This window comes from Sagittula stellata E-37, assembly GCF_039724765.1.
GTDB lineage: Bacteria > Pseudomonadota > Alphaproteobacteria > Rhodobacterales > Rhodobacteraceae > Sagittula > Sagittula stellata.
The window spans coordinates 3963692-3984747 of sequence record NZ_CP155729.1; the positions used below are offsets into that span (position 1 = coordinate 3963692).

Sequence of the window (21056 nt, forward strand, 5' to 3'; positions counted from 1 at the left end):
AAGAATTCTGTCTCCCTGCCCGTCAAGGACCCTTCGATGCCCCGAATGATCAAATCCGCCCCCGGCCTGCCGCCTGCCGCAACAGGCGACATCCGCGACACAGTCGAGATCATGCTTGCCCGCCTGCGCAGCGGCGGCGACACCGCCGCCCGCGACTATGCCCGGCGCCTCGACGGCTGGACCGGCCCCATCGTCACGCCACGCAGCACGATCGAGGCCGCCGCCGCACAGGTGCCCTCCGACCTGAAAGAGGCGCTGGCCTATGCCCACGCCAACATCAGCGCCTTCGCCCGGGCGCAGCGCGCCTCGCTGCAGGACTTCGAGACTGAACTCCGCCCCGGCCTGATCGCCGGGCAACGCTCCATCCCCGTCTCGGCGGCGGGTTGCTATGTGCCGGGCGGGCGGTATGCGCACATCGCCTCTGCCCTGATGACCATCGCCACCGCAAAGGCGGCCGGCGTGCCGCACATCACCGCCGCCGCCCCGCCACGAGACGGGCCCGGCATCGACGCCGCCACGCTCTACGCGATGGACCTGGCCGGGGCGGACACGATCCTGACGCTGGGCGGGGTGCAGGGCATCGCCGCCATGGCCTTCGGGCTGTTCGGCACGCCCGCCGCCGCGATCCTCGCCGGACCGGGCAACGCCTACGTGGCCGAGGCCAAGCGCCAGCTTTTCGGGCCGACCGGGATCGACACCGTGGCGGGGCCCACCGACCTGCTGATCGTCGCCGACGCCACCGCCGACCCGGGCCTTGTGGCGCTGGACCTCGCCGGACAGGCCGAACACGGGCCGACCTCTCCGTGCTGGCTGGTGACCGACCACGAACCGCTGGCCCGCCGCGTCCGCGACTTGATTCCCGACACCTGCGCGCGCCTCGGCGGCACGAATGCCGACACCGCCCGCGCCGCCTGGGACGCCATGGGCGAGATCATCCTTTGTGACAGCCGCGAGGAGATGGCGCAGGAGGCCGACCGCATTGCCCCCGAACACCTGCACCTGCATGCCACCGCGCTCGACTGGTGGCAGACGCGGCTCACCGCCTACGGTTCGCTCTTTCTCGGGGCCGAGACGACGGTGGCCTTCGGCGACAAGGCGTCGGGACCGAACCACGTACTGCCGACCTCCGGCGCCGCGCGCTACACCGGCGGGCTGTCCGTCCACAAGTTCCTCAAGACCGTGACCTGGCAGCGCGCCACCGACGCGGCGCTGCCCGCCCTCGCCCGTGCCACCAGCCGGATATCCCGCGCCGAAGGCATGACCGGCCACGCGCTTTCCGCCGAGGCCCGCCTCCACGCCCATTCCCCGACCACCGCCCTCAGGGCCTGACGAAAGACCGCAAGATGAACCTCACCCGCTTCCCGCGCCTCCGCCTTGCCCACCTGCCAACGCCGCTGGAACCCATGCCACGGCTGTCGGCCCTGCTGGGCGGGCCGGAACTCTGGATCAAGCGCGACGACTGCACCGGTCTCTCGACCGGCGGCAACAAGACCCGCAAGCTGGAATTCCTGATGGCCGAGGCCGTGCAGCAGGGCGCCGAACTGGTGATGACCCAGGGCGCCACCCAGTCGAACCACGCCCGCCAGACCGCCGCCGCCGCCGCCCGCCTGGGTCTCGGCTGCCATCTCCTGCTGGAGGACCGCACCGGCTACACCCACGACAACTACCGCCACAACGGCAACGTCCTCCTGGACGTGCTGCACGGCGCCACCATCGAACATCGCGCGGCAGGCGGCGACATGAACGCCGAGATGGAGAAGGTGGCCGAGAACCGCCGCGCGGGCGGCGCCAAGGTCTACACCATCCCGGGCGGCGGCTCGAACCCGACGGGGGCGCTCGGCTACGTGAACTGCGCGCTCGAACTCCTCGCGCAGGTGACGGAGGCGCACCTGCCCGTCGATCACATCGTGCACGCCACGGGCTCGGCCGGGACGCAGGCCGGGCTGGTCACCGGGCTGAAGGCGCTGAACGCGGGCATCCCGGTGCTGGGCATCGGCGTGCGCGCCCCGCAGGAGAAACAGGAAAGCAACGTCTACCGGCTCGCCTGCGCCACCGCGGAAAAGCTGGGCTGCGCCGGGGTGGTCGGACGCGAAGACGTGATGGCCAATTGCGACTACATCGGTGAAGGCTACGGCCTGCCGGCGGACAGCACGCTCGAGGCCATCGACCTCTTTGCAAGGACCGAGGGCATCCTGCTCGACCCGGTCTATTCCGCCAAGGGCGCGGCGGGGCTGATCGACCTGATCCGCAAGGGCCACTTCAAGGCAGGCGAGCGGGTGGTCTTCCTGCACACCGGCGGCGCCATCGGCCTGACCGGCTACACCCATTGCTTCGACGCGGCTGGGCGGACATGACCTGCCACGCCACGCAGATGATTTTTCTCGAAAAATCATCCCGCACCAAGACTTTTCGTCGAAAAGTCTTCCCCCGCCCGGCATGACGACTGTCGGCATTCTGGGCGGCATGGGACCGCAGGCAACGATCCTGCTGATGCAGAAAGTGCTCGACGCCGTCCCGGCCACGGACGATGCCGGACATGTGCCGTTGATCGTTCACCAGAACCCCGCCGTGCCCTCGCGCATCGCCGCGTTGATCGAGGGGACAGGGCCTTCGCCGCTGCCCGCGCTGCAAGCCATGGCGCGTGACCTGCAGGCCGCCGGAGCGGCGGCGTTGGCCATGCCCTGCAACACCGCGCATGTTTACGTGGACGGCATTCGCGCTGCCTGCGGCCTGCCGTTCCTCGACATGCTTTCGGAAACCGCGTCAGCGCTTGAGGGCAAGGGCCGCATCGGCATCCTCGCCTCGCCCGCGACCCGCCTGACCGGCGTGTTCGACAGGTATCTGCCGCAGCCCTTCGAGATGCCGGAGGACGACGGACCGGTGCTCGACATGATCCGCGCAGTCAAGGGCGGCGCTTCGGCCTCCGACATTGCCCCGGCGCTGACAAAGGCCGCGCGGCGGCTTCTCTCACGCGCCGACCACATCCTGATCGCCTGTACGGAACTCTCCCTGGCGGCGCCCCTGATGCCGGAGGACATTGCCTGGACGGACAGCCTCGACTGTCTCGTGGCCCGGATCGTGGCGTTGGCCCGGCACCATCCCGAAGACGGCTCGCCGCGCTGACGCGCGCCCCCCGGGCGCAAGCGGCCCGCGGGAGTTTCGGAATGTTGTGCATGCCGGGGCCGTCGGGATGCCGGGCAATCCCCTGCCTTATTTGTGCGCCCCTTCCGTTGCGGTCGGGCGCAGATGACCGACGCCATGACGTCGTGCGGATGTGGCCGTTCCCGACCTCCCAAGGTTCCGAAACGCCGCCGGCCCCTCTGTTCCGGTCGATGACCGGAACGGCACCCGGCCCCACCGGCGCCGGGCTGGCCCCTGTCTGACGACCCTGTGCCGCCCGAACCCGTCCCGCAGCGGAACGGATCGGGCGAGGACGCGCGCACCCAAAGCCCGGTCAGAGCCCGGTGCAGGTCTGCTCGGCCCGTTCCGCGAAGATCTTGTACCGCTTCCAGAATTCCTCGTGTCGCGGGTTGTCCGACTGCCGGATTTCCTGCGCGCGATGCGGGTCGGAGAAGAAGCTGGCGGCCATGCTCTGGTCGCTTCCCCTCAGGTCGCGGTCCGCCACGGCCTGCACACATCCGCACAGTTGCACATTCGCGGCCTTGCGCCCCGAGGCCATGCACGCCCGTGCCACCTGCCCCGCGGCGAACGCCGGGGCCACCGTCGTGTTGTACCCCTTGTTGCGGTTGTCGCTCCGACCGCCGCCACACGCGGCCAGCGTCAGGCACAGCATCGTGCCCAGCAAGATCCTTGTCATACCACCTGTCCTAACGGCCGGGGGTGGCTGTGCCATCTCTCCCGGGACTGCTCTGACGCCTATCATGCGTCAGAAGCGTCGCGGTTTCAAGAATCCGCGATCTCCCGCAGGTCACGAAATGCGCCGTCGAGGTATGGCTCGTACCGCCGCCACGACCGGGAGCTGCCGGTGTAGACCCGCATGCGCACCTGCGCGGTGGAGGCCGTCTGCACCGCCCGCCGGTTCAGGTCGGGGCGCAGGCAGGCCGCGTCCCAGTCCAGCCCCAGGTCGGCGATCAGGGCGCGCGTCTCCGCCTCTGGCGCGGTGACGAGCGCCTCGTAGTCCAGCCGCCGGATGCGCCCGGGCCAGCGCGCGTTCCAGAAGGCCATCAAGTCGCGGTAGAGGCCGTGATAGGCCACCACCTCGGCCGGGTCGTTGGCGTAGCCCAGCCCCTCCGACACGAAGTAATGCGCGAGGTTCGACCAGCAGACGGCCTCCGGCTGGCGTGTGACATGCACGATCCGCGCCTCCGGCAGGGCGGCGGCGATCAGCCCGATGTAGCGGAAGTTGTGCGGCATCTTGTCGGTCACGAAGCGCCGCCCCTCCGCCCGCAGGGCCACGCTTTGCAGGTAGCTCTCCCGAAAGGCCCGAAGCGCCGTGGCGTCCGGCGCGGTCTCGCCCGACATGAACGGCTGGGCCAGCGCGTTCACCACGCCCAGCTCGCCCGCGCCCGTGACGTCCGGGTGGGCCGAGACGATCTGTTCGGCCAGTGTCGTCCCGGACCGGGGCATCCCGAGGATGAAGACCGGGACCACCGCGCCCGGCTCCGCCGCCAGCGGGTCGAGCGTGCCGAAGACCTCGCGCAGCCGGGCGAACACCGCCCGGTCCGAAGCCACGGAATAGCCCTGCCGGGCCTTGCGCAGCGCGTTGGCCTCCGACAGGGCGCGCCAGGCCTGCGCCTCCTGCCCCAGCCGGTCGTAGGCCGTGAAGAGCGCCGCGCAGATCCGCATCCGGTCGGGCGGCGGGGTCAGCGGGTCGTCGGCGATTGCCTGCATCTGCCGAAGCTGCGCATCCTCCGCCTCCCACGTCTTGGCCGCCGCGAGGTTCCTGTGCGCCTCCGCAAAGCGCGGCGCCGCGCGCACCGCCTTGCGGAAGGCCGTACGCGCCGCCTTTGCCCTGCCCTGCGCCTGCAACGCCACGCCGAGGTTGTTCATCGCCGCCGCGTTGTCCGGTTCCTGCCGCAGCACCCGTTCGCAGAGCGCCTGCACCTCCGCCATCTCGCCGCGGTAGAGCAGCACCGCCGCCAGTTCCACCAGCGCCCGCGTCGAATCGGGCGCCAGCCCGACCGCGCCGCGCGCCCGCACCTCTGCCTCGTCGATCCGCTCGACCGCGCGCAGCGCGACGGAGTGGTTGGACAGCGCCTCCGACAGGTCGGGCCTCAGCGCCGCCGCCTGCCCCAGCGCCTTCTCCGCCTCCGAAAAGAGGCCCAGCGCCAGCAGCACGCCGCCGTAGATCTGCCAGAGAACGTAAGACGCCGGGAAGGCCTGCAACAGCTTGCCCGTCTCCTCCGCGACCACGACGCTCTGCCCCGCGTCGTGCAACGCGACAAGCTGGTCGAGGATCTCCTGCGGCGGATCGCCTGTGATGGGAAAAGACTGCTGCATGACGCCTCCTCCCCCCTGCCTAAGACAGATCGGTAAAGACGGGCTTAGCGGGCAAAAAGATCGCGAAAGTTCTGCCTACGGTTAAAGGACACCGAAAAGCTGCAAACCCAGAGTGACGAGCGCACTCAGCAACCTAGAAACCGTCATTCCAAGCCGCACCGTCTTGAAACCCTTGCTGTCAAAAATCCTGGCGCCGGTTTCAGGAATATCCGAAATCCTCACACGAGTCTTGGCAACACGCGAGAAGATGCGGGTCGCCTCATCCATGCCCGGCAAGGGAGGCGCACCATTCGGCAGCGGCGTCAGCGCATCGTTTATCAGCTTGGGAATATCTCGCTCGAAGTCCTCCTTCATCACGCCTTCGCTGATTTCGGGCAATGTCTCCGCTGCATCTTCAAGCAGCGCAATCGCCTCCCCGGGCAGTTCCCTCAATACTTCCCGCGCAAGGCTCTCACGGTTCGCGGCGACCTCGGGATGATGCGCCCTGATCCCCCGCGCGCCTTCTTCAACGGCGTCCAGCAGCGCGAGATTGTCTTCGCTGTCGGCAAGTTCCTTGCGGTCGAAGTTACGCCGCAGGCTTACCGCGACCGAGACATAATCCATCTCGACCCGCTGCGGGTCATTCCCGTACCGTTCATGCGCGCGCCGCAAGACGCGGGCTTCGCGCATATCTTCACGCAAACCATTATTGCCGTGCAGCGCATCGTTGAGAGCGTCCGCCGTCCGCGCCATCAGCGTCGCCATGAAAGCGGCATTCTGCATCGGGATCGGTTCGGCGAAGAAACGACTGGTTTCCGCGTTGTAGCCGATGCGCTCCGCAAGCGGCACGTGTTCTGCGAAGAAAGCAGCCTTTGCCTCCTCAATCGCCTTGGCCACGGCATCCGCCCCGGCCTGCCAGGTCTCCCCCGGGATCAGCGCGACCTTTTCCTGCAAGGCCCAGGGCAGCGGTTCGCCCCGCAGCATGCTGTCGTACCAGTCATTGAAGAATTCGTACCTTTGATCGGTCTCCAAGAGGGTCGGTCCGAGGTCGCCTGAGCGAAGGCCCTCCGGCACACCTACGCCGTGCCAGAGAGGTTCGCGAAACATCTCGTCCGGTGAGAAGTCGCTGTCCGCCTCAATTGAGGCGCGGGAGGCGGCGCGGGAGGCGGCGAAGGAGGAGGAGTCGGCGGAGGAGGCGGAGTCGGCGGCGAAGGAGGAGGAGGAGGAGGCGGCGAAGGCGGCGAAGGAGGAGGCGCGGGAGGCGGCGCGGGAGGCGGCGAAGGCGATTGAGGAGGCGGAGTCGGCGGCGCGGGAGGAGGCGAAGGCGGCGCGGGAGGAGGCGAATTTGATTTCAGGGGTTGGACATGTGCTCGCAACCCCTGAAATCAGGTTAGCCCAGACAGTCAAGAGCACAAGGCTTTCGTGCTGTTGTCGAGCCTCCCCAGTATTCTTCCAAGTAGACTGTGCCGCAACGATGGGCAGGACGCGCAGCGCTGCACGTGTTGCGATGGCGACGCATACCTCCTGGCTCTGCGTCTTCAGCCATGCCTTCAAAGCATCATTGTCCTCGAACCGCATGGCCCACCTGCACTCTACCCGTCTTAAAGGCAGCCTAGCCGCGCGGCCGACCGACACAAAGCCTGATCTGCATCCCTTGGGGCTTTCAGGCGGCGGCGTCCCGTTGCTTTGCCTCCCGCCCTGCCCTGCCTTGCGCACAAGCCTTGCCATTCCCCCCTTTCCAAGCCATATGCACCCATCAAACCCAAGCCCTTCCCCGAAGGACTCGAGCGCGCGCATGAGCACCCCCCAGAACCTGATCCGTAACTTCTCCATCGTCGCCCACATCGACCACGGGAAATCCACCCTGGCCGACCGGCTGATCCAGTTGACCGGCACCGTGGCCGAACGCGACATGAAGGAGCAGATGCTCGACGCGATGGACATCGAGCGTGAGCGCGGCATCACCATCAAGGCGAACACCGTCCGCATCGACTATCCGGCGAAGGACGGCAACACCTACGTCCTGAACCTGATCGACACGCCCGGACACGTCGACTTTGCCTACGAGGTCAGCCGCTCCATGCGCGCCTGCGAGGGGTCGCTGCTGGTGGTCGACGCCTCCCAGGGGGTCGAGGCGCAGACGCTTGCCAACGTATACACCGCCATCGACGCCGACCACGAGATCGTGCCGGTGCTGAACAAGGTCGATCTGCCCGCCGCCGAACCCGAACGCGTGGCCGAACAGATCGAGGACGTGATCGGCATCGACGCCTCCAACGCCTGCCTGATCTCGGCCAAGACCGGCGTCGGCATCCCCGACGTGCTGGAGGCCATCGTGACGCGCCTGCCCGCGCCCCCGGAACGCGACGCGGACGCGCCGCTGAAGGCGATGCTGATCGACTCGTGGTACGACCCTTACCTCGGCGTCGTCGTGCTGATCCGCGTGATGGAGGGCACGATCCGCAAGGGCGACAACATCCGCATGATGAAGACGGGGGGCAAGTACGGCGTCGACAAGCTGGGCGTCTTCCGCCCCGCCATGCAGGACGTCAAGGAACTGGGCCCCGGCGAGATCGGCTTTTTCACCGGCTCGATCAAGCAGGTCCGCGACACCCGCGTCGGCGACACCATCACCACCGAGAAGAAGGGCGCGGAGACCCCGCTGCCGGGCTTCAAGCCGTCGATCCCCGTGGTCTTCTGCGGCCTCTTCCCGGTGGACGCCAACGACTTCGAGGACATGCGCGACGCTATCGAGAAGCTGGCGCTCAACGACGCCTCCTTCACCTACGAGATGGAGACCTCTGCCGCCCTCGGTTTCGGCTTCCGCTGCGGGTTCCTGGGCCTTCTGCACCTGGAGGTGATCCGCGACCGGCTGGAGCGCGAGTACGACATCGACCTGATCACCACCGCGCCATCGGTGATCTACCACCTCTACATGAAGGACGGGGAGAAGATCGACCTCCACAACCCCGCCGACATGCCCGACATGACCAAGGTCGACCACATCGAGGAGCCGCGGATCAAGGCGACCATCCTCGTGCCCGACGACTACCTGGGCGACGTGCTGAAGCTGTGTCAGGACCGCCGCGGCATCCAGCTCGACCTGACCTATGCGGGCAGCCGCGCCATGGTGGTTTACGACCTGCCCCTGAACGAGGTCGTCTTCGACTTCTACGACCGGCTGAAATCGGTGACCAAGGGCTACGCCTCCTTCGACTACCAGCTTGTGGGCTACCGCGAGGACGCCCTCGTCAAGATGCAGATCCTCGTCAACGACGAGCCGGTCGACGCGCTCTCCATGATGGTCCACCGCGACCGGGCCGAGATGCGCGGCCGCGCCATGTGCGAGAAGCTCAAGGACCTGATCCCGCGCCACATGTTCAAGATCCCGATCCAGGCGGCCATCGGCGGCAAGGTCATCGCGCGCGAGACGCTGTCTGCCCTCCGCAAGGACGTGACCGCCAAGTGCTACGGCGGCGACGCCACCCGGAAGAAGAAACTGCTCGAGAAGCAGAAGGCCGGCAAGAAGAAGATGCGCCAGTTCGGCAAGGTCGAGATCCCGCAGGAAGCGTTTATTTCCGCACTCAAGATGGATGATTAATCCATCTTGAGTGCGAGTGGGCGAAAGCGGGTTCTGGCGCAGCCAGGTTCCGCGTGCCCACACCCCTCCATTCCGGGCGCGTTCGCCCGACCTCAAACGCTGGGCCACATGCCCGGCGTTTCCGCATCGGTGGCCCGATGACCACTTTTGATTGAGTTTTCGGCCACTCTAGTCTACTCGATACCTTTGTGAGTGAGTAGTTAAGCGCTGCTGCACTCCGCCCAATGTATATTTCTCAGCAGACCTAGGGTCAGGACTCGTTCTCTCTCAAAGCCAGAAGATCACGGTCGCAGCGAGTGCGATCGCTGAGAAGAAGGTCTTTGGGCATCGGTCATAACGGGTCGCCACCCGTCTCCAATCCTTGAGCCTGCCGAACATGATCTCGATCCGGTTGCGACGCTTGTACCTGCGCTTGTCGTACGGGACGGGCGTCTTCCGTTTCGTCCGGCCCGGGATGCAAGGGCGTATCTTCTTGTCTTGCAAGGCTTCTCTGAACCAGTCGGCATCGTAGCCGCGATCTCCGAGCAGCCATTTCACGTCTGGCAGCCCGCCGACCAGCGCACGCGCCCCGATGTAGTCGCTGACGGGGCCGGCAGTCAGGAACAGGTCGATGGGCCGGCCATGGCTGTCGCAGACGGCGTGCAACTTCGTGTTCATGCCTCCCTTCGTCCGGCCAATCAGCCGTCCACGCCCCCCTTTTTCACGCCCAGGCTGGACGCCGTGCGATGGGCCTTCAGATGAGTTGCGTCGATCATCACGGTCGTCTCCTCACCATGCTCGCCCGCCAGCCCGGCCATGATCCGGGCGAAGACGCCTCTATCGCTCCACCGCTTCCAGCGGTTGTAGAGTGTCTTGTGCGGGCCGTATTCCCTTGGCGCATCTCGCCACCGCAATCCATTGCGATTGATAAAGATAATACCGCTCAGAACGCGCCGGTCATCAACCCGGGGCTTGCCGTGCGACTTGGGGAAGTAAGGCTCCAGACGCGCCATCTGCGCATCGCTCAACCAGTAGAGATCAGACATGTTCACCGCTCGTTTTCGAACGGTGAATCACGCTCGCTCAACCAAATCAATGGGTCCTGAACCTAGATCCCTCTCCCAAGGGTCCCGCCCCACCTCCATCTGCCGCCGCAACATCCGCGTTCGCACCGCGCCCCCGGCATCAAAACCGCGCTCCAGCCGAGCCAGTTCCTCCCGCGCTTGGATCGTCTTTGCCAGCGCGTGCGCCGCGTACTCCGCCTCCATACCCCGCGCCTTCTCCTCGACCGAGGCGCCCAGCAGCGTGTCCAGCACCTTCACCTGGTAGAACGGCACCACGGCACAGCCCACCCGGCCGCGCCGTTGCAGCCAAAGCTGCCCGCCCGTCCGTTCGACGTAGCGCAGTTGCGCGGCGACGTTTTCGCGGAACTCCGTGATGCTCATTGCCCTGATCTCGACGTCCATGCGCCCTCCGATTCTCCGATGCCGCATCCGGGGCCCCGTGCCCCGGTTTTCGGCCAAAGGTTAACAACCGGCCGGAAAGGACCCCCGAACCGGCCGGGACTCACCATAAGGAATGGTAAACGGCGAAGGGTTAAGCCACCGGGCGCGCCCTGTTTGACGCAGGTCAACGCACAGATAGGAAAATCGGAATATACGAGATCTTGTACGATTAACCCGATCTCAGGAGGTCTGAATGTTCCGCCTCGCCAGTATCCTCTACTCGCTGATCTCCACCACGGTGGCGGGCAGCCTCATCATCGCGGCCCTCGTCGCGGGCTACGACACCCTCATCCCCATCGTCGTCGCGGCGGCCATCGGTTTCGTGGTCTCGCTGCCGATCTCGTGGTTCGTGGCGAGGGCGCTTTACGGCCCTGCAAAGCCCGCCTGACTCAACGGCTTAGCGCATCCAGCAAGCCATCCGCGCAGACCTCGACATGGTCCAGCGTGCCGTCGAAATCGCGGGTGTAATAGGGGTCGGGCACCTCGGTCCAGCCGGAGCCTTCGGGCGCGTAGTCGGTGAAGAGCCTGACCTCCGCGCCCCCCTCCGGCTGCATCCGCCGCAGGTTGGCCATGTTGTCCGCATCCATGGCGACGATCAGGTCGAAGGCGCCGAAGTCGCCCTCCGTCACCTCCCTTGCCCGCAGCCCGGACAGGTCGTAACCCCTTGCCTTTGCGGCCTTTTGCATCGGACCATAGGGCGGCTCTCCGGCGTGCCATCCGCCCGTCCCGGCGCTGTCGAGATTGAGGTTAACGCCCCTTTGGGCGGCCTTAACCCTCACCACCCCTTCGGCGGAAGGGGAGCGGCAGATGTTGCCAAGACAGACAAAGAGGATACGCTGGGTCATGCGGCAACTATGCCGCGCGAAACCTTTGCGGACAAGTGCATGACACGGAACGGGAAAATCGTGATCCTCACCGGCGCGGGCCTGTCCGCCGAAAGCGGCCTGTCTACCTTTCGCGACGAGGGCGGCCTCTGGTCACAGCACCGGATCGAGGACGTCGCCACCCCGGAGGCCTTCGCCCGCAACCCGGATCTTGTGCAGGCCTTCTACAACGCACGCCGCGCCCAATCCCGCGCCGCCACCCCCAACGCCGCTCATGTCGCGTTGGCTCGGTTGCAGCGCGACCACGGCGGAGAGGTTGTCATCGTCACGCAGAACGTCGATGGCCTGCACGAAAAGGCCGGCGCTAAGGTCATCCACCTGCACGGCGCGCTTGATTCGGCGCTGTGCCACCTTTGCGATCACCGCTGGACCGCCCCCGAAACCATCGACAGCGCAACTCCATGCCCCGCCTGTGGACACCACAGCGCCCGGCCCGACGTCGTGTGGTTCGGCGAGATGCCGTACCACATGGAGGAGATCGCGGAACACCTTGAAAATGCCGACATCTTCGCCTCTATCGGCACGTCGGGCCAGGTCTATCCGGCCGCCGGGTTTTCCCAGCTTGCATCGGACTACGGGGCGGAGTGCATCGAGCTGAACCTGGAGCCCACGTCGCATGTCTTTCACCAGAGGCGCATCGGGCATGCCACCCAAACCATTCTAGCCTGGGTCGAAGAGCTTATCGGCGCATGAAAGGTGCGGGCGGCGGACGACCACCGCCCGGCAACCTCAGTTGCCCATCGACATGCCGTGGCCCGCGCCGTGGGTGCCGGCGTCCTGACGCTCCAGATCAACCGGGATGTCCACGACGACCTCGCCCGCCTTTTCGAAGGTCAGCGTGACGGTGACCGTGTCGCCCTGTGCCATCGGACGTGTCAACCCCATGAACATCACGTGATCGCCGCCACGAGCAAGCGCGTGATCGCCATTGGCGGGCACGGCAAAGCCTTCCTCGACGTGCATCATCTTCATGACGCCGTCACCCATGTCCTTATGGGTATGCAGTTCGACCCGGGCCGCGATGTCGGATGCAGCAGAAACGAGGCGGTCGTCCTCGGACCCCGTGTTGCGGATCACCATGAAGGCGGCGCCGGCCTTGGCTGTGGGGCTGGCCGCGCGGGCGTAGGCGTCCGCGACTTCGATGTCGGCGAATGCGGGGGAGGCAAGGGTCAGCGCAACCGCGCCCGCCAGAAGGGATTTCATCATTGTTCACTACCTTTTCATTTGATGTTGAGACGTGAAATCAAAGAAAAAGCGGTGGGCCCCGTGCGGTGGCCGACGGCCTTTCGGCATCTGCCAGCGCGGTGGCCTGGGGATCGCTCTCCACGGCCTGCCAGATGAACGACATCCCGCCCTGCGCCACCGCCAGACCGACCGAAGCAAACAGCGCCATCATGCCATCGTCGCAGAGGTGGACGTGACCGATGGCGCGCCCCTCGGCATCCACGGCGACCTCGACCACCGTCAGACCGCGACAGATCTCCATCGACCCGACCGGCGTTGCCTGCCCACGCGCCATGCCGGCCGCAAGACCGGTCATCGCCAGCACCACGATCAGCAGGGGGGCCAGAAGCCCGCGGGTCAGGGACATCGTCCGTGTCATGCGCGCCTTATAGCCGGGCGAAACAGGCGCGTCATGCAACAAAAGCAAACGGCCCCGGGTGTCACCACCCGAGGCCGCCGCAATCGTCCGTCGAAGGGATCAGGCGGTAACCTGTGCCTTCGCAATCTCTTTCTTGACCTTCAGGGCACGGTCCGACAGCTCGGTGTCCTTCGCCTTGGCCAGGAACTTGTCGAGACCACCGCGGTGGTCGACCGAACGCAGCGCGTGCGCGGATATGCGCAGCTTGACGCCACGGCCCAGAGTCTCCGACTGCAGGGTCACATCGTTCAGGTTCGGCAGGTAACGCCGCTTGGTCTTGTTGTTGGCATGGCTGACATTGTTGCCAACCATCGGGCCCTTACCGGTCAGTTCGCAAACACGCGACATCGTTTCGTCCTCATTGTCAGTCGGCCAGAGCCTTGCCAGCCCCAAACCGCGCCAATATCAAAGGGCGCCGCCCGTTTGAGGGAAGGCGCCCAGAATCTCGTTCTGCGGCTTCTAGGCATATGGAGCGGAGTCGTCAAGCCCTCTCGGTCAGGGCCTCTGCCTCGGCTTCGGCCCGTTGCGCCAGACCTTCGCGACCACGGTATCTGGCGATCTCGGCCAGGTGAAGCCAGTAGCTTTCGGACCGGCGCCGCACGTCGCGGTGCACCCTGCCGATTTCACGCGGATCGGCAAGCCCCTCGGCCAGATCGGTCTTCAGCCAGTCGAAACGCCCGCCTTGCCGGATCACCCGCGTCGCGGGGTGTCCGCCACACGGCAGCATGACCAGCGTCAGACGGGGGAAGAGTGCGCGAATCATCCGTCCGTGTTCGACGTCCATGCGCTTGAACGGGTCGACCAGCACCGCGCCGCGCATCTGCGTCCCGCGCCCCTCCAGCGTCCCGAGCGCCCCGTCCCAACCATCCGCCTCCCCCCGGTAGCGCCGGTCGAAGGGCACCACTTCCGGGTCGATCGACACCTGTGGAGAGATCGCCAGAATCCGGTCGATCCGAAGCGCGCGGGCAAAGCGCAGGGCGCCGTAGCCACCCATCGAGAACCCCATCGCAGCCACCTCGTCATAGCGTTCGACAAAGCGCGACAGGGCCGCTTCAAGCGCCTCGGTCTCGTCGTTGATGAACCAGTCGTTCTCGCGCGATTGGATGTGTAGATGCGCAAAGCTGCGGGTCACGAAGCCCATGACCGGGCGCGGCTCGTCGAAGGAACCCGGCGCGCCGACGCGTTGACGGAAACTGACGAACAGCTTCTTCCTCCGAGGCCGAAAGACCGTCGCCCTCAGACGGCCCCCATCGAACACCGGATGGGCCTTCATCGGTCCAGGTGGTCCTCCAGCATTTGCCGGGCGGCCAGACCCGGAGACAAGGTCCCCGCCGCGACCTGTGCCGCCAGGTCCGCCATAGCCTGCTTAGGCCCGGGGTCGCGCAGGCGTGCCAGCAGACCGTCGCGCACCTCCGCTTCGAACCAGAAACGCGCCTGCTCGGCGCGGCGTGCGTCGAAATGCCCGTTCTCTCGCCGCCAGTCCGCCAGTGCCGTCATCTCGTCCCAAGCGGCGTCCAGTCCGTTCCGTTCGATGGCAGAGACGGTCATTGCCTTGGGAAAGCCCTGCGGGTCCTGCGGCCGTTTCCTGAGCAGACGCAGCGCCCCGGCGTAGTCGGCACAAGTCCTGACGGCCTGCCTTTTCAGGTCGCCATCCGCCTTGTTGACCAGCAGGATGTCGGCCATCTCCATTATGCCGCGCTTCACGCCCTGCAATTCGTCTCCGCCCGCAGGGGCCAGCAACAGCAGGAAAAGGTCGCACATTTCGGCCACCATGGTTTCTGACTGGCCGACGCCGACCGTTTCGATCAGCACCACGTCGAACCCCGCCGCTTCGCAGAGGTCGATGGCTTCCCGCGTGCGGCGTGCGACGCCGCCCAGTTGGCTTTGCGCGGGCGACGGGCGGATGAATGCGTTGCGCTCGCGCGACAGCCGCTCCATCCGCGTCTTGTCGCCTAGAATCGAGCCGCCCGAGCGCGCGGAAGACGGGTCCACCGCCAGAACCGCCACCTTCAGGCCCTTCTCGATCAGCATCATTCCGAAGGCTTCGATGAAGGTCGATTTCCCGACACCGGGCGTGCCGGACAACCCAATTCGCAGCGCCTGCCGGTTGCATCCCGCAAGTTCGCCCAAAAGGTGAGACGTCGTTTCCCGATGCTCTTTACGGGAACTCTCGGCCATCGTGATCGCCTTCGCCAGGGCTCTGCGATCTCCGGCCAGCACAGAATCCTTCATGCTCTTGAGTTCGGCGCCCTGCCCGGCCTCTGTCACCTTCGTCACCTGTCGTCGCCTTTCTTCTGTTGTCCGTGCCGCCAAACGGCGATCTTTCCGAGACGGGATGCCCGGGCCGACCACATGCGCCGCAAAGCAAGTCGGCCGGCCTTCTGCATCTCGCACCGACCTCTCGTCGGCGGCGCCATCGCCACTCCGTCATCCGGCTTTTCCGACGAAATAAACCGAAACACCGCGCGGAGTGAACATGCCCGTTCCGCCCACCGTGAAAAAGCCGAATCGAATTGCAGACCGGGCCCGCATGGATCTGGCCCGCACGCCCGATTTCACCGACACCGCTCTCCATGCCGGCTTCCACCGCAAAAACCAGTGGTTCCTCGGTGACACCGGCAACGACACCGCGCTGGAAAGCACCGATGCCGCCTCTCTTGCCTGACCGGGCAGCGTGTGGATAAGGGGCACATGTCCCAGACCCTGCCCATCGACGACGCCCTGCCCGACCTGATCGCCGCCCTGCGCGCCCACGGACGGGCCGTGCTGCAGGCGCCGCCCGGTGCGGGCAAGACGACGCGGGTGCCGTTTGCCCTTCGCGATGCCGGGCTGACCGGTGGCCGAATCGTCATGCTCGAACCCCGCCGCCTCGCTGCCCGTGCCGCCGCGCAAAGGCTGGCAGAGCAGTTGGGGGAACAGCCGGGACAGACCGTCGGTTACCGGATGCGCGGCGAAAGCGCGGTCTCGAAAGACACCCGGATCGAGGTCGTGACAGAAGGCATCCTGACGCGGATGATCCAATCCGATCCGGAACTTGGCGGCATCGGCGCGGTGCTCTTCGACGAATTCCACGAACGCTCGCTCAACGCGGATCTGGGCCTCGCCTTGTGCCTCGAGATCGCGGGAGCCTTGCGCGACGACCTGCTCCTGCTGGTGATGTCCGCCACGCTCGACGCCGCCCCTGTGGCCGAACTGATGAATGCGCCCGTCGTGACCTCCGAAGGCCGCGCATTCCCGGTCGAACCTATCTGGCGCGACACCCCCGTGCCGAAACAGACCCGCTTCGACGCCGCAATGGCCGACCTGATCGTCAAGGCCCATACCGAGACCGAGGGCGGCATCCTCGCTTTCCTGCCTGGCGAGGGCGAGATCCGCCGCACGCAGGCACTTCTGAAAGACCGACTGCCCGCCGGCACACACGTCCGCCCCTTGTTCGGTGCCATGGACCTGAAGGACCAGCGCGCCGCGATCCGGCCGGAAACGGATGGACGCAAGCTGGTTCTCGCCACGTCCATCGCCGAAACGTCGCTGACCATCGAGGACATCCGCGTCGTCGTCGACGGCGGCAAGGCGCGGCGGGCGCGCTTCGATCCCGGCTCGGGCATGTCGCGGCTGGTGACGGAGCGGGTGACCCGGGCAGAAGCCACACAGCGCGCCGGGCGCGCCGGGCGTGTCGCCCCGGGCACCGCCTACAAGCTTTGGACGAAGGGTGAGGAAGGGGCGCTAAGTCCCTTCCCACCAGCGGAAATCGAAGCCGCCGACCTGTCGTCTCTGGTGCTGGAGCTCGCGCTCTGGGGAGCAGAGGATCTGCCGTTCCTGACGCAACCGCCGCCCGGCGCCCTGTCGGAGGCGCGCGCGTTGCTCGAAATGCTGGGCGCCTTGGACTCTGAGGGCCGGATCAAGGCGCACGGACGACAGTTGTCCACATTTCCGCTGCATCCCCGGCTTGCCCATATGCTCCAAACCTGTGGTGCACAGGCAGCCGAATTGGCCGCACTCTTGTCGGATCGCGATCCACTCACAGGAGCATCCACAGACTTGTCCCTTCGGCTCGAGGCGCTGGCCGATCCGAAACGCTTTCAGGAGACCCGCGCCATCGGCCTGCGACGCCCCGCGCTCGACCGCATCCGACAGGAGGCGAAGCGCCTGATAAAGAGCACGAGGATAAGTGCCAAACGGGCTGGCACATCAGGGAAATCCGACGATGTGGAAAGGCGTTGGTCGGCAGCCGAAATGGCCGCACTCGCTTATCCGGACCGCATCGGCCTCAGACGCAAGGGCGACGCGCCGCGTTTCCAGTTGTCGGGCGGAAAGGGCGCTGTGATGGACGAGGCCGATCCTTTGGCCGTCGAACGGCTGATCGTGGTCACCGATACGGACGGAAACCCGCGCGAAGCGAAGATCCGTCAGGCCATCGCCATTTCCCTGTCGGAAGTGCGCGCGCTTTTTGCTGACGGCATCGGCTGGGTCGACACCTGCGCATGGTCAAAACGTGAACGTCGCGTGATCGCCCGCCGCCAGGAACGGCTGGGTGCCATCGCGCTGGACGACCGCGTCTGGAAGGACGCCGCCACAGATGCGATATCCCGGGCGATGCTGGACGGCGTCCGGGACCTCGGCCTTTCACTATCCGGACCTGTCCACAGGTTCCTTGCCCGCGTGGCGCTGGCCCGCGAAGCCGGACACGATCTGCCGGACATGACGCCAGGGGCCTTGATGGAGAACCTCGAAGACTGGCTATTGCCGTACCTTGGGGGCGTGAAGACAGCGGACGACTGGAAACGGTTCGACCTGCTCCCCGCGCTGCGTGCACGGCTGGACTGGGGCCAGATGCAGGCTCTGGACAGCGCGGTGCCCGCGCATTTCATGACGCCCCTGGGACGGCAGATCCCCATCGACTACTCCGGCGATCACCCGGAAATCTCGCTCAGGCTGCAGGAGATGTTCGGCCAGACGACCCATCCGATGGTCGGGCGCACACCGTTGAAAGTCACGCTGCTGTCGCCGGCCCAACGCCCGGTGCAGACCACCATGGACCTGCCCGGCTTCTGGTCCGGCTCCTACGCCGACGTCCGAAAAGAGATGCGCGCGCGTTATCCCCGCCATCCCTGGCCGGAGGACCCCACGGAAGCCGACCCCACGCTGCGCGCCAAACCGCGCGGGACGTGAAAACGCCGCGCCGGTGTCACAAAGACTTTGGATAGCGTTAAACGCTGCATCGCCAAGTGCCTGTCGCAGATCGCGAAAGGACATGACATGTCGATGCAAGCCCCCGCACCGCCGGGATCGCACCCTGGGCCAGCGCTCCGCCGGTTCGCACCGGAGCCACACCTGCGCGCGGGGCACCAACTGCGCCCGGTGCATCGCACCCGGACCACCGACCTTGACCTGCTGATCGTCCGGGCGATGATCATCGTCTTCGTGGCGGTGGTCTGGCTGGTCGCGGTCGCTTGGGCAGCGGAGCAGTTGTACTGACGGACCTGATACGCCGCCGTGGCAGGAAGGACACTCAGGGAAAATTAACCACGGCAGAGTAACGTCCTGGCAACGAACACAGAGTGACGAGACTGCCTTGACCGATTCCGCGCCCGATCCAGCCGATGTGCCACGCCGCATCAGCGCCACCGCCCCCTTCGTCGCCTATCGTGGACCACGAAAGTGGGAGGACCGGCACCCGGCGCAGCCGCTGATCTGGGCGCTGGTCTGGACAATCGTCCCCGCCTTCTGGGTCGGCAGCATCTACTGGCTGGCGCAGGCGCTTTTCTGAGGCAGGGTGCAGAATCTGCACCCTACGGCACGTTTCGCAGGCGGCGGATCAGCTTTCCACGCACCAGCGCATGATCGCTTTCTGGGCATGCAGGCGGTTCTCCGCCTCGTCCCAGATGACCGAATGCGGGCCGTCCATGATCTCGGAGGTGACCTCTTCCTCGCGGTGCGCCGGCAGGCAGTGCATGAAGAGCGCGTCCTCCTTGGCCTGCGCCATGAGTGCCGCGTTCACCTGATAGGGCCGGAGCATGTTGTGCCGCCGCTCGCGCGCGCTTTGCGCGTCGTGCATCGACACCCATGTATCCGCGACCACAAGGTCGGCGCCCTCCACCGCCTTTGCCGGGTCACGCTCGATGGTGACCTTGCTGCCCTGCTGGCGCGCCCAGCCGACGAATTCCGGCTCCGGATCGAGTTGCACGGGTCCCGAGAAGGTCAGGTCGAAGCCGAACTGGCCCGCGGCATGCAGAAAGGAGGCGCAAACGTTGTTGCCATCGCCGCACCAGACCACCTTCTTGCCGGCGATGGGGCCGCGATGCTCTTCGAAGGTCATCACGTCGGCCATGATCTGGCAGGGATGGGTGCGGTCGGTCAGCCCGTTGATGACGGGGACCGAGGCGTATTCCGCCATCTCTTCCAGCACGGATTCGTCGAAGGTCCGGATCATGATCATGTCGACATAGCGCGACATGACACGGGCCGTGTCGGCGATGGTTTCGCCGTGGCCGAGCTGCATGTCCGAGCCCGAGAGCACCATGGTCTGCCCGCCCATCTGCCGCACGCCCACGTCGAAGGAGGTGCGCGTCCGGGTCGAGGGCTTTTCGAAGATCAGCGCCACCATGCGGTTCTTGAGCGGCAGCTCGTCGTCGGGTTCGACCTTGGGCTTGCCCTTGCGCGCGTCCTTCACGGCCCGGGCGTTGTCGATGATGCCCCTGAGGGCGGTCTTGTCGGTCTTGTGGATATCGAGGAAGTGGTTCATCGGTCGGGTTCTTTGCGCTTGCGGAGGAACCGGGGCTCTGCCCCGGACCCCGAGGGTATTGTTGCCAAGATGAAGATCAGGCGGCTTCGACAGCGGTTGCGGCCTTGTCGAGGCGGGCGAGCGCCTCGGCGATTTCCGCCTCTGTGATGTTGAGCGGCGGCAGAAGGCGCACGACGTTGTCGGCGGCGGGGACAGTGATGACCTCGGCGGCGTAGCCTGCCTTGACCACGTCGGCGGCAGCGGCTTTGGGCGTGCACTTGAGACCCAGCATCAGACCCATGCCGCGCACCTCCTCGAAGGTGTCGGGATGCGCGGCGACGAGGCCTTCGAGCTTCTGGCGGAGGAGGCCCGCGCTTGCGTTCACGCTGTCGAGGAAGGCCGGATCGGAGATGCGGTCGATCACCGCCTTGCCCACGGCGCAGCCCAGCGGGTTGCCGCCGTATGTGGAACCGTGGGTGCCCGCGACCATGCCGCTGGCCGCCTCTTCGGTGGCCAGCACCGCGCCCAGCGGGAAGCCGCCGCCAATGCCTTTCGCGACCATCATGATGTCCGGGGTCACGCCCGCCCATTCATGCGCGAACAGCCGCCCGGTCCGGCCGACGCCGCACTGCACCTCGTCGAGGATCAGCAGGATGCCCTTTTCATCGCAGAGCTTGCGCAGGCCCTTCAGGCACTGGTCGGGCAGCGGGCGGATGCCGCCTTCGCCCTGCACCGGTTCGATCAGAATCGCGGCGGTCCTGTCGGTGATGGCCTCGTTCAGCGCGTCGTGGTCGCCCCAGTCGAGGTGCACGAAGCCGTCGAGCACCGGGCCGAAACCCTTGACCATCTTCTCGGACCCGGAGGCCGCGATGGCTGCAGAGGACCGGCCATGGAAGCAGCCGGAGAAGGTCAGGATCTCGATCTTCTCCTTCTCGCCCTTCTCGTACCAGTACTTGCGAGCCATCTTGACCGCCAGTTCGCAGGCCTCCGTACCCGAGTTGGTGAAGAACACCGTGTCGGCGAAGGTGACTTCGACCAGCTTGCCGGCCAGCGCCTGCTGTTGCGGGATCTCGTAGAGGTTCGACACGTGCCAGAGCTTGGACGCCTGTTCGGTCAGCGCGGCTGTGAGATCGGGGTTCGCATGGCCCAGGGCGTTCACCGCGATGCCGCTGCCGAGATCGAGGAATCGGCGCCCGTCCTCCTCGATCAGCCAAGCGCCCTCGCCCTTCACGAAGTGCAGGGGCGCGCGGTTGTAGGTCGGCAGAACGGAAGGGATCATGGCTCA

The 21056-nt window shown here is 66.2% G+C and carries 23 protein-coding genes; 10 read left to right on the top strand and 13 right to left on the bottom strand.

What is annotated here, in order from left to right; all coding sequences use genetic code 11:
- The first annotated feature begins 45 nt into the window (after window positions 1-45).
- The 3 genes from hisD (at window position 46) to ABFK29_RS18945 (ending at window position 3123) form a co-directional block, all read left to right on the top strand.
- Entirely contained in the window at window positions 46-1329 is a 1284-nt protein-coding gene (hisD, locus tag ABFK29_RS18935) for a histidinol dehydrogenase (RefSeq protein WP_005861267.1), read from the top strand.
- A gap of 14 nt (window positions 1330-1343) precedes the next feature.
- Window positions 1344-2354: a D-cysteine desulfhydrase gene (locus tag ABFK29_RS18940; RefSeq protein ID WP_005861269.1), complete on the top strand. Its 1011-nt coding sequence runs from the start codon at window positions 1344-1346 to the stop codon at window positions 2352-2354.
- Window positions 2355-2436: 82 nt separating this feature from the next.
- Complete coding sequence (locus ABFK29_RS18945) at window positions 2437-3123, top strand: aspartate/glutamate racemase family protein (RefSeq protein WP_005861272.1); 687 nt, start codon at window positions 2437-2439, stop codon at window positions 3121-3123.
- A gap of 331 nt (window positions 3124-3454) precedes the next feature.
- On the opposite strand, the gene ABFK29_RS18950 is transcribed toward ABFK29_RS18945, so the two are convergent.
- From ABFK29_RS18950 to ABFK29_RS18960, 3 genes are all read right to left on the bottom strand, one after another.
- Window positions 3455-3817, bottom strand: coding sequence for a hypothetical protein (locus tag ABFK29_RS18950; RefSeq protein ID WP_005861274.1), 363 nt, complete (start codon window positions 3815-3817; stop codon window positions 3455-3457).
- 86 nt (window positions 3818-3903) lie between these two features.
- Window positions 3904-5460: a tetratricopeptide repeat-containing sulfotransferase family protein gene (locus tag ABFK29_RS18955; protein WP_005861276.1), complete on the bottom strand. Its 1557-nt coding sequence runs from the start codon at window positions 5458-5460 to the stop codon at window positions 3904-3906.
- 81 nt (window positions 5461-5541) lie between these two features.
- Window positions 5542-7017 carry a hypothetical protein gene (locus tag ABFK29_RS18960; RefSeq protein WP_005861278.1) on the bottom strand — a complete coding sequence of 492 codons (1476 nt, stop codon included), beginning with the start codon at window positions 7015-7017 and terminating at the stop codon, window positions 5542-5544.
- Window positions 7018-7234: 217 nt separating this feature from the next.
- Here ABFK29_RS18960 and lepA point away from each other — a divergent pair, with 217 nt between their 5' ends.
- Window positions 7235-9040 (top strand): translation elongation factor 4, encoded by a 1806-nt coding sequence (gene lepA, locus ABFK29_RS18965; protein WP_005861280.1) that lies wholly within the window; start codon window positions 7235-7237, stop codon window positions 9038-9040.
- A gap of 267 nt (window positions 9041-9307) precedes the next feature.
- Here lepA and ABFK29_RS18970 read toward each other — a convergent pair.
- Together ABFK29_RS18970 and ABFK29_RS18975 are read right to left on the bottom strand one after the other, a co-directional pair.
- Window positions 9308-10065 (bottom strand): IS5 family transposase gene (locus ABFK29_RS18970; protein ID WP_085983406.1). Its coding sequence is split into 2 segments (ribosomal slippage): window positions 9308-9744 and window positions 9744-10065, totalling 759 coding nucleotides; the frame shifts between segments, so codons are not numbered across the junction.
- 27 nt (window positions 10066-10092) lie between these two features.
- Window positions 10093-10485 carry a hypothetical protein gene (locus ABFK29_RS18975; protein ID WP_040604841.1) on the bottom strand — a complete coding sequence of 131 codons (393 nt, stop codon included), beginning with the start codon at window positions 10483-10485 and terminating at the stop codon, window positions 10093-10095.
- A 232-nt stretch (window positions 10486-10717) separates the two neighbouring features.
- On the opposite strand from ABFK29_RS18975, the gene ABFK29_RS18980 reads away from it, so the two are divergent.
- The gene (locus tag ABFK29_RS18980) at window positions 10718-10912 is read left to right on the top strand and encodes a hypothetical protein (protein WP_005861285.1); all 195 of its coding nucleotides are present in this window, start codon (window positions 10718-10720) and stop codon (window positions 10910-10912) included.
- Window position 10913: 1 nt separating this feature from the next.
- Here ABFK29_RS18980 and ABFK29_RS18985 read toward each other — a convergent pair whose 3' ends face one another.
- Window positions 10914-11369 carry a low molecular weight protein-tyrosine-phosphatase gene (locus tag ABFK29_RS18985; RefSeq protein WP_040604842.1) on the bottom strand — a complete coding sequence of 152 codons (456 nt, stop codon included), beginning with the start codon at window positions 11367-11369 and terminating at the stop codon, window positions 10914-10916.
- A gap of 39 nt (window positions 11370-11408) precedes the next feature.
- On the opposite strand from ABFK29_RS18985, the gene ABFK29_RS18990 reads away from it, so the two are divergent.
- Window positions 11409-12101, top strand: a complete 693-nt coding sequence (locus ABFK29_RS18990) for a Sir2 family NAD-dependent protein deacetylase (protein WP_040604871.1) — start codon at window positions 11409-11411, stop codon at window positions 12099-12101.
- Window positions 12102-12137: 36 nt separating this feature from the next.
- Here ABFK29_RS18990 and ABFK29_RS18995 read toward each other — a convergent pair whose 3' ends face one another.
- The 5 genes from ABFK29_RS18995 to meaB all read right to left on the bottom strand — a co-directional run bounded on the left by ABFK29_RS18995 (window position 12138) and on the right by meaB (window position 15282).
- Entirely contained in the window at window positions 12138-12614 is a 477-nt protein-coding gene (locus ABFK29_RS18995; protein ID WP_005861291.1) for a copper chaperone PCu(A)C, read from the bottom strand.
- A 37-nt stretch (window positions 12615-12651) separates the two neighbouring features.
- Entirely contained in the window at window positions 12652-13011 is a 360-nt protein-coding gene (locus tag ABFK29_RS19000; protein ID WP_005861293.1) for a hypothetical protein, read from the bottom strand.
- Between the two features lie 99 nt (window positions 13012-13110).
- The gene (rpmB, locus tag ABFK29_RS19005; RefSeq protein WP_005861295.1) at window positions 13111-13398 is read right to left on the bottom strand and encodes a 50S ribosomal protein L28; all 288 of its coding nucleotides are present in this window, start codon (window positions 13396-13398) and stop codon (window positions 13111-13113) included.
- Window positions 13399-13531: 133 nt separating this feature from the next.
- Window positions 13532-14323 (bottom strand): alpha/beta hydrolase, encoded by a 792-nt coding sequence (locus ABFK29_RS19010; RefSeq protein ID WP_005861297.1) that lies wholly within the window; start codon window positions 14321-14323, stop codon window positions 13532-13534.
- The gene (gene meaB, locus ABFK29_RS19015) at window positions 14320-15282 is read right to left on the bottom strand and encodes a methylmalonyl Co-A mutase-associated GTPase MeaB (RefSeq protein WP_040604874.1); all 963 of its coding nucleotides are present in this window, start codon (window positions 15280-15282) and stop codon (window positions 14320-14322) included. Before meaB ends, ABFK29_RS19010 begins: the two co-directional genes overlap by 4 nt.
- A 244-nt stretch (window positions 15283-15526) precedes the next feature.
- Between meaB and ABFK29_RS19020 the strand changes: the two genes are divergently transcribed.
- The 4 genes from ABFK29_RS19020 (at window position 15527) to ABFK29_RS19035 (ending at window position 18817) form a co-directional block, all read left to right on the top strand.
- Window positions 15527-15715, top strand: coding sequence for a hypothetical protein (locus tag ABFK29_RS19020; protein WP_005861301.1), 189 nt, complete (start codon window positions 15527-15529; stop codon window positions 15713-15715).
- A 26-nt stretch (window positions 15716-15741) separates the two neighbouring features.
- A complete protein-coding gene (hrpB, locus tag ABFK29_RS19025; RefSeq protein ID WP_005861303.1) occupies window positions 15742-18219 on the top strand; it encodes an ATP-dependent helicase HrpB in 2478 nt (825 codons plus the stop codon).
- Between the two features lie 87 nt (window positions 18220-18306).
- Window positions 18307-18525 carry a hypothetical protein gene (locus ABFK29_RS19030; RefSeq protein ID WP_040604843.1) on the top strand — a complete coding sequence of 73 codons (219 nt, stop codon included), beginning with the start codon at window positions 18307-18309 and terminating at the stop codon, window positions 18523-18525.
- Window positions 18526-18622: 97 nt separating this feature from the next.
- Window positions 18623-18817: a hypothetical protein gene (locus tag ABFK29_RS19035; protein WP_005861307.1), complete on the top strand. Its 195-nt coding sequence runs from the start codon at window positions 18623-18625 to the stop codon at window positions 18815-18817.
- A 48-nt stretch (window positions 18818-18865) separates the two neighbouring features.
- On the opposite strand, the gene argF is transcribed toward ABFK29_RS19035, so the two are convergent.
- Together argF and ABFK29_RS19045 are read right to left on the bottom strand one after the other, a co-directional pair.
- Complete coding sequence (gene argF / locus ABFK29_RS19040; RefSeq protein WP_005861309.1) at window positions 18866-19792, bottom strand: ornithine carbamoyltransferase; 927 nt, start codon at window positions 19790-19792, stop codon at window positions 18866-18868.
- Window positions 19793-19868: 76 nt separating this feature from the next.
- The gene (locus ABFK29_RS19045; protein ID WP_005861311.1) at window positions 19869-21050 is read right to left on the bottom strand and encodes an aspartate aminotransferase family protein; all 1182 of its coding nucleotides are present in this window, start codon (window positions 21048-21050) and stop codon (window positions 19869-19871) included.
- Window positions 21051-21056: the final 6 nt, after the last annotated feature.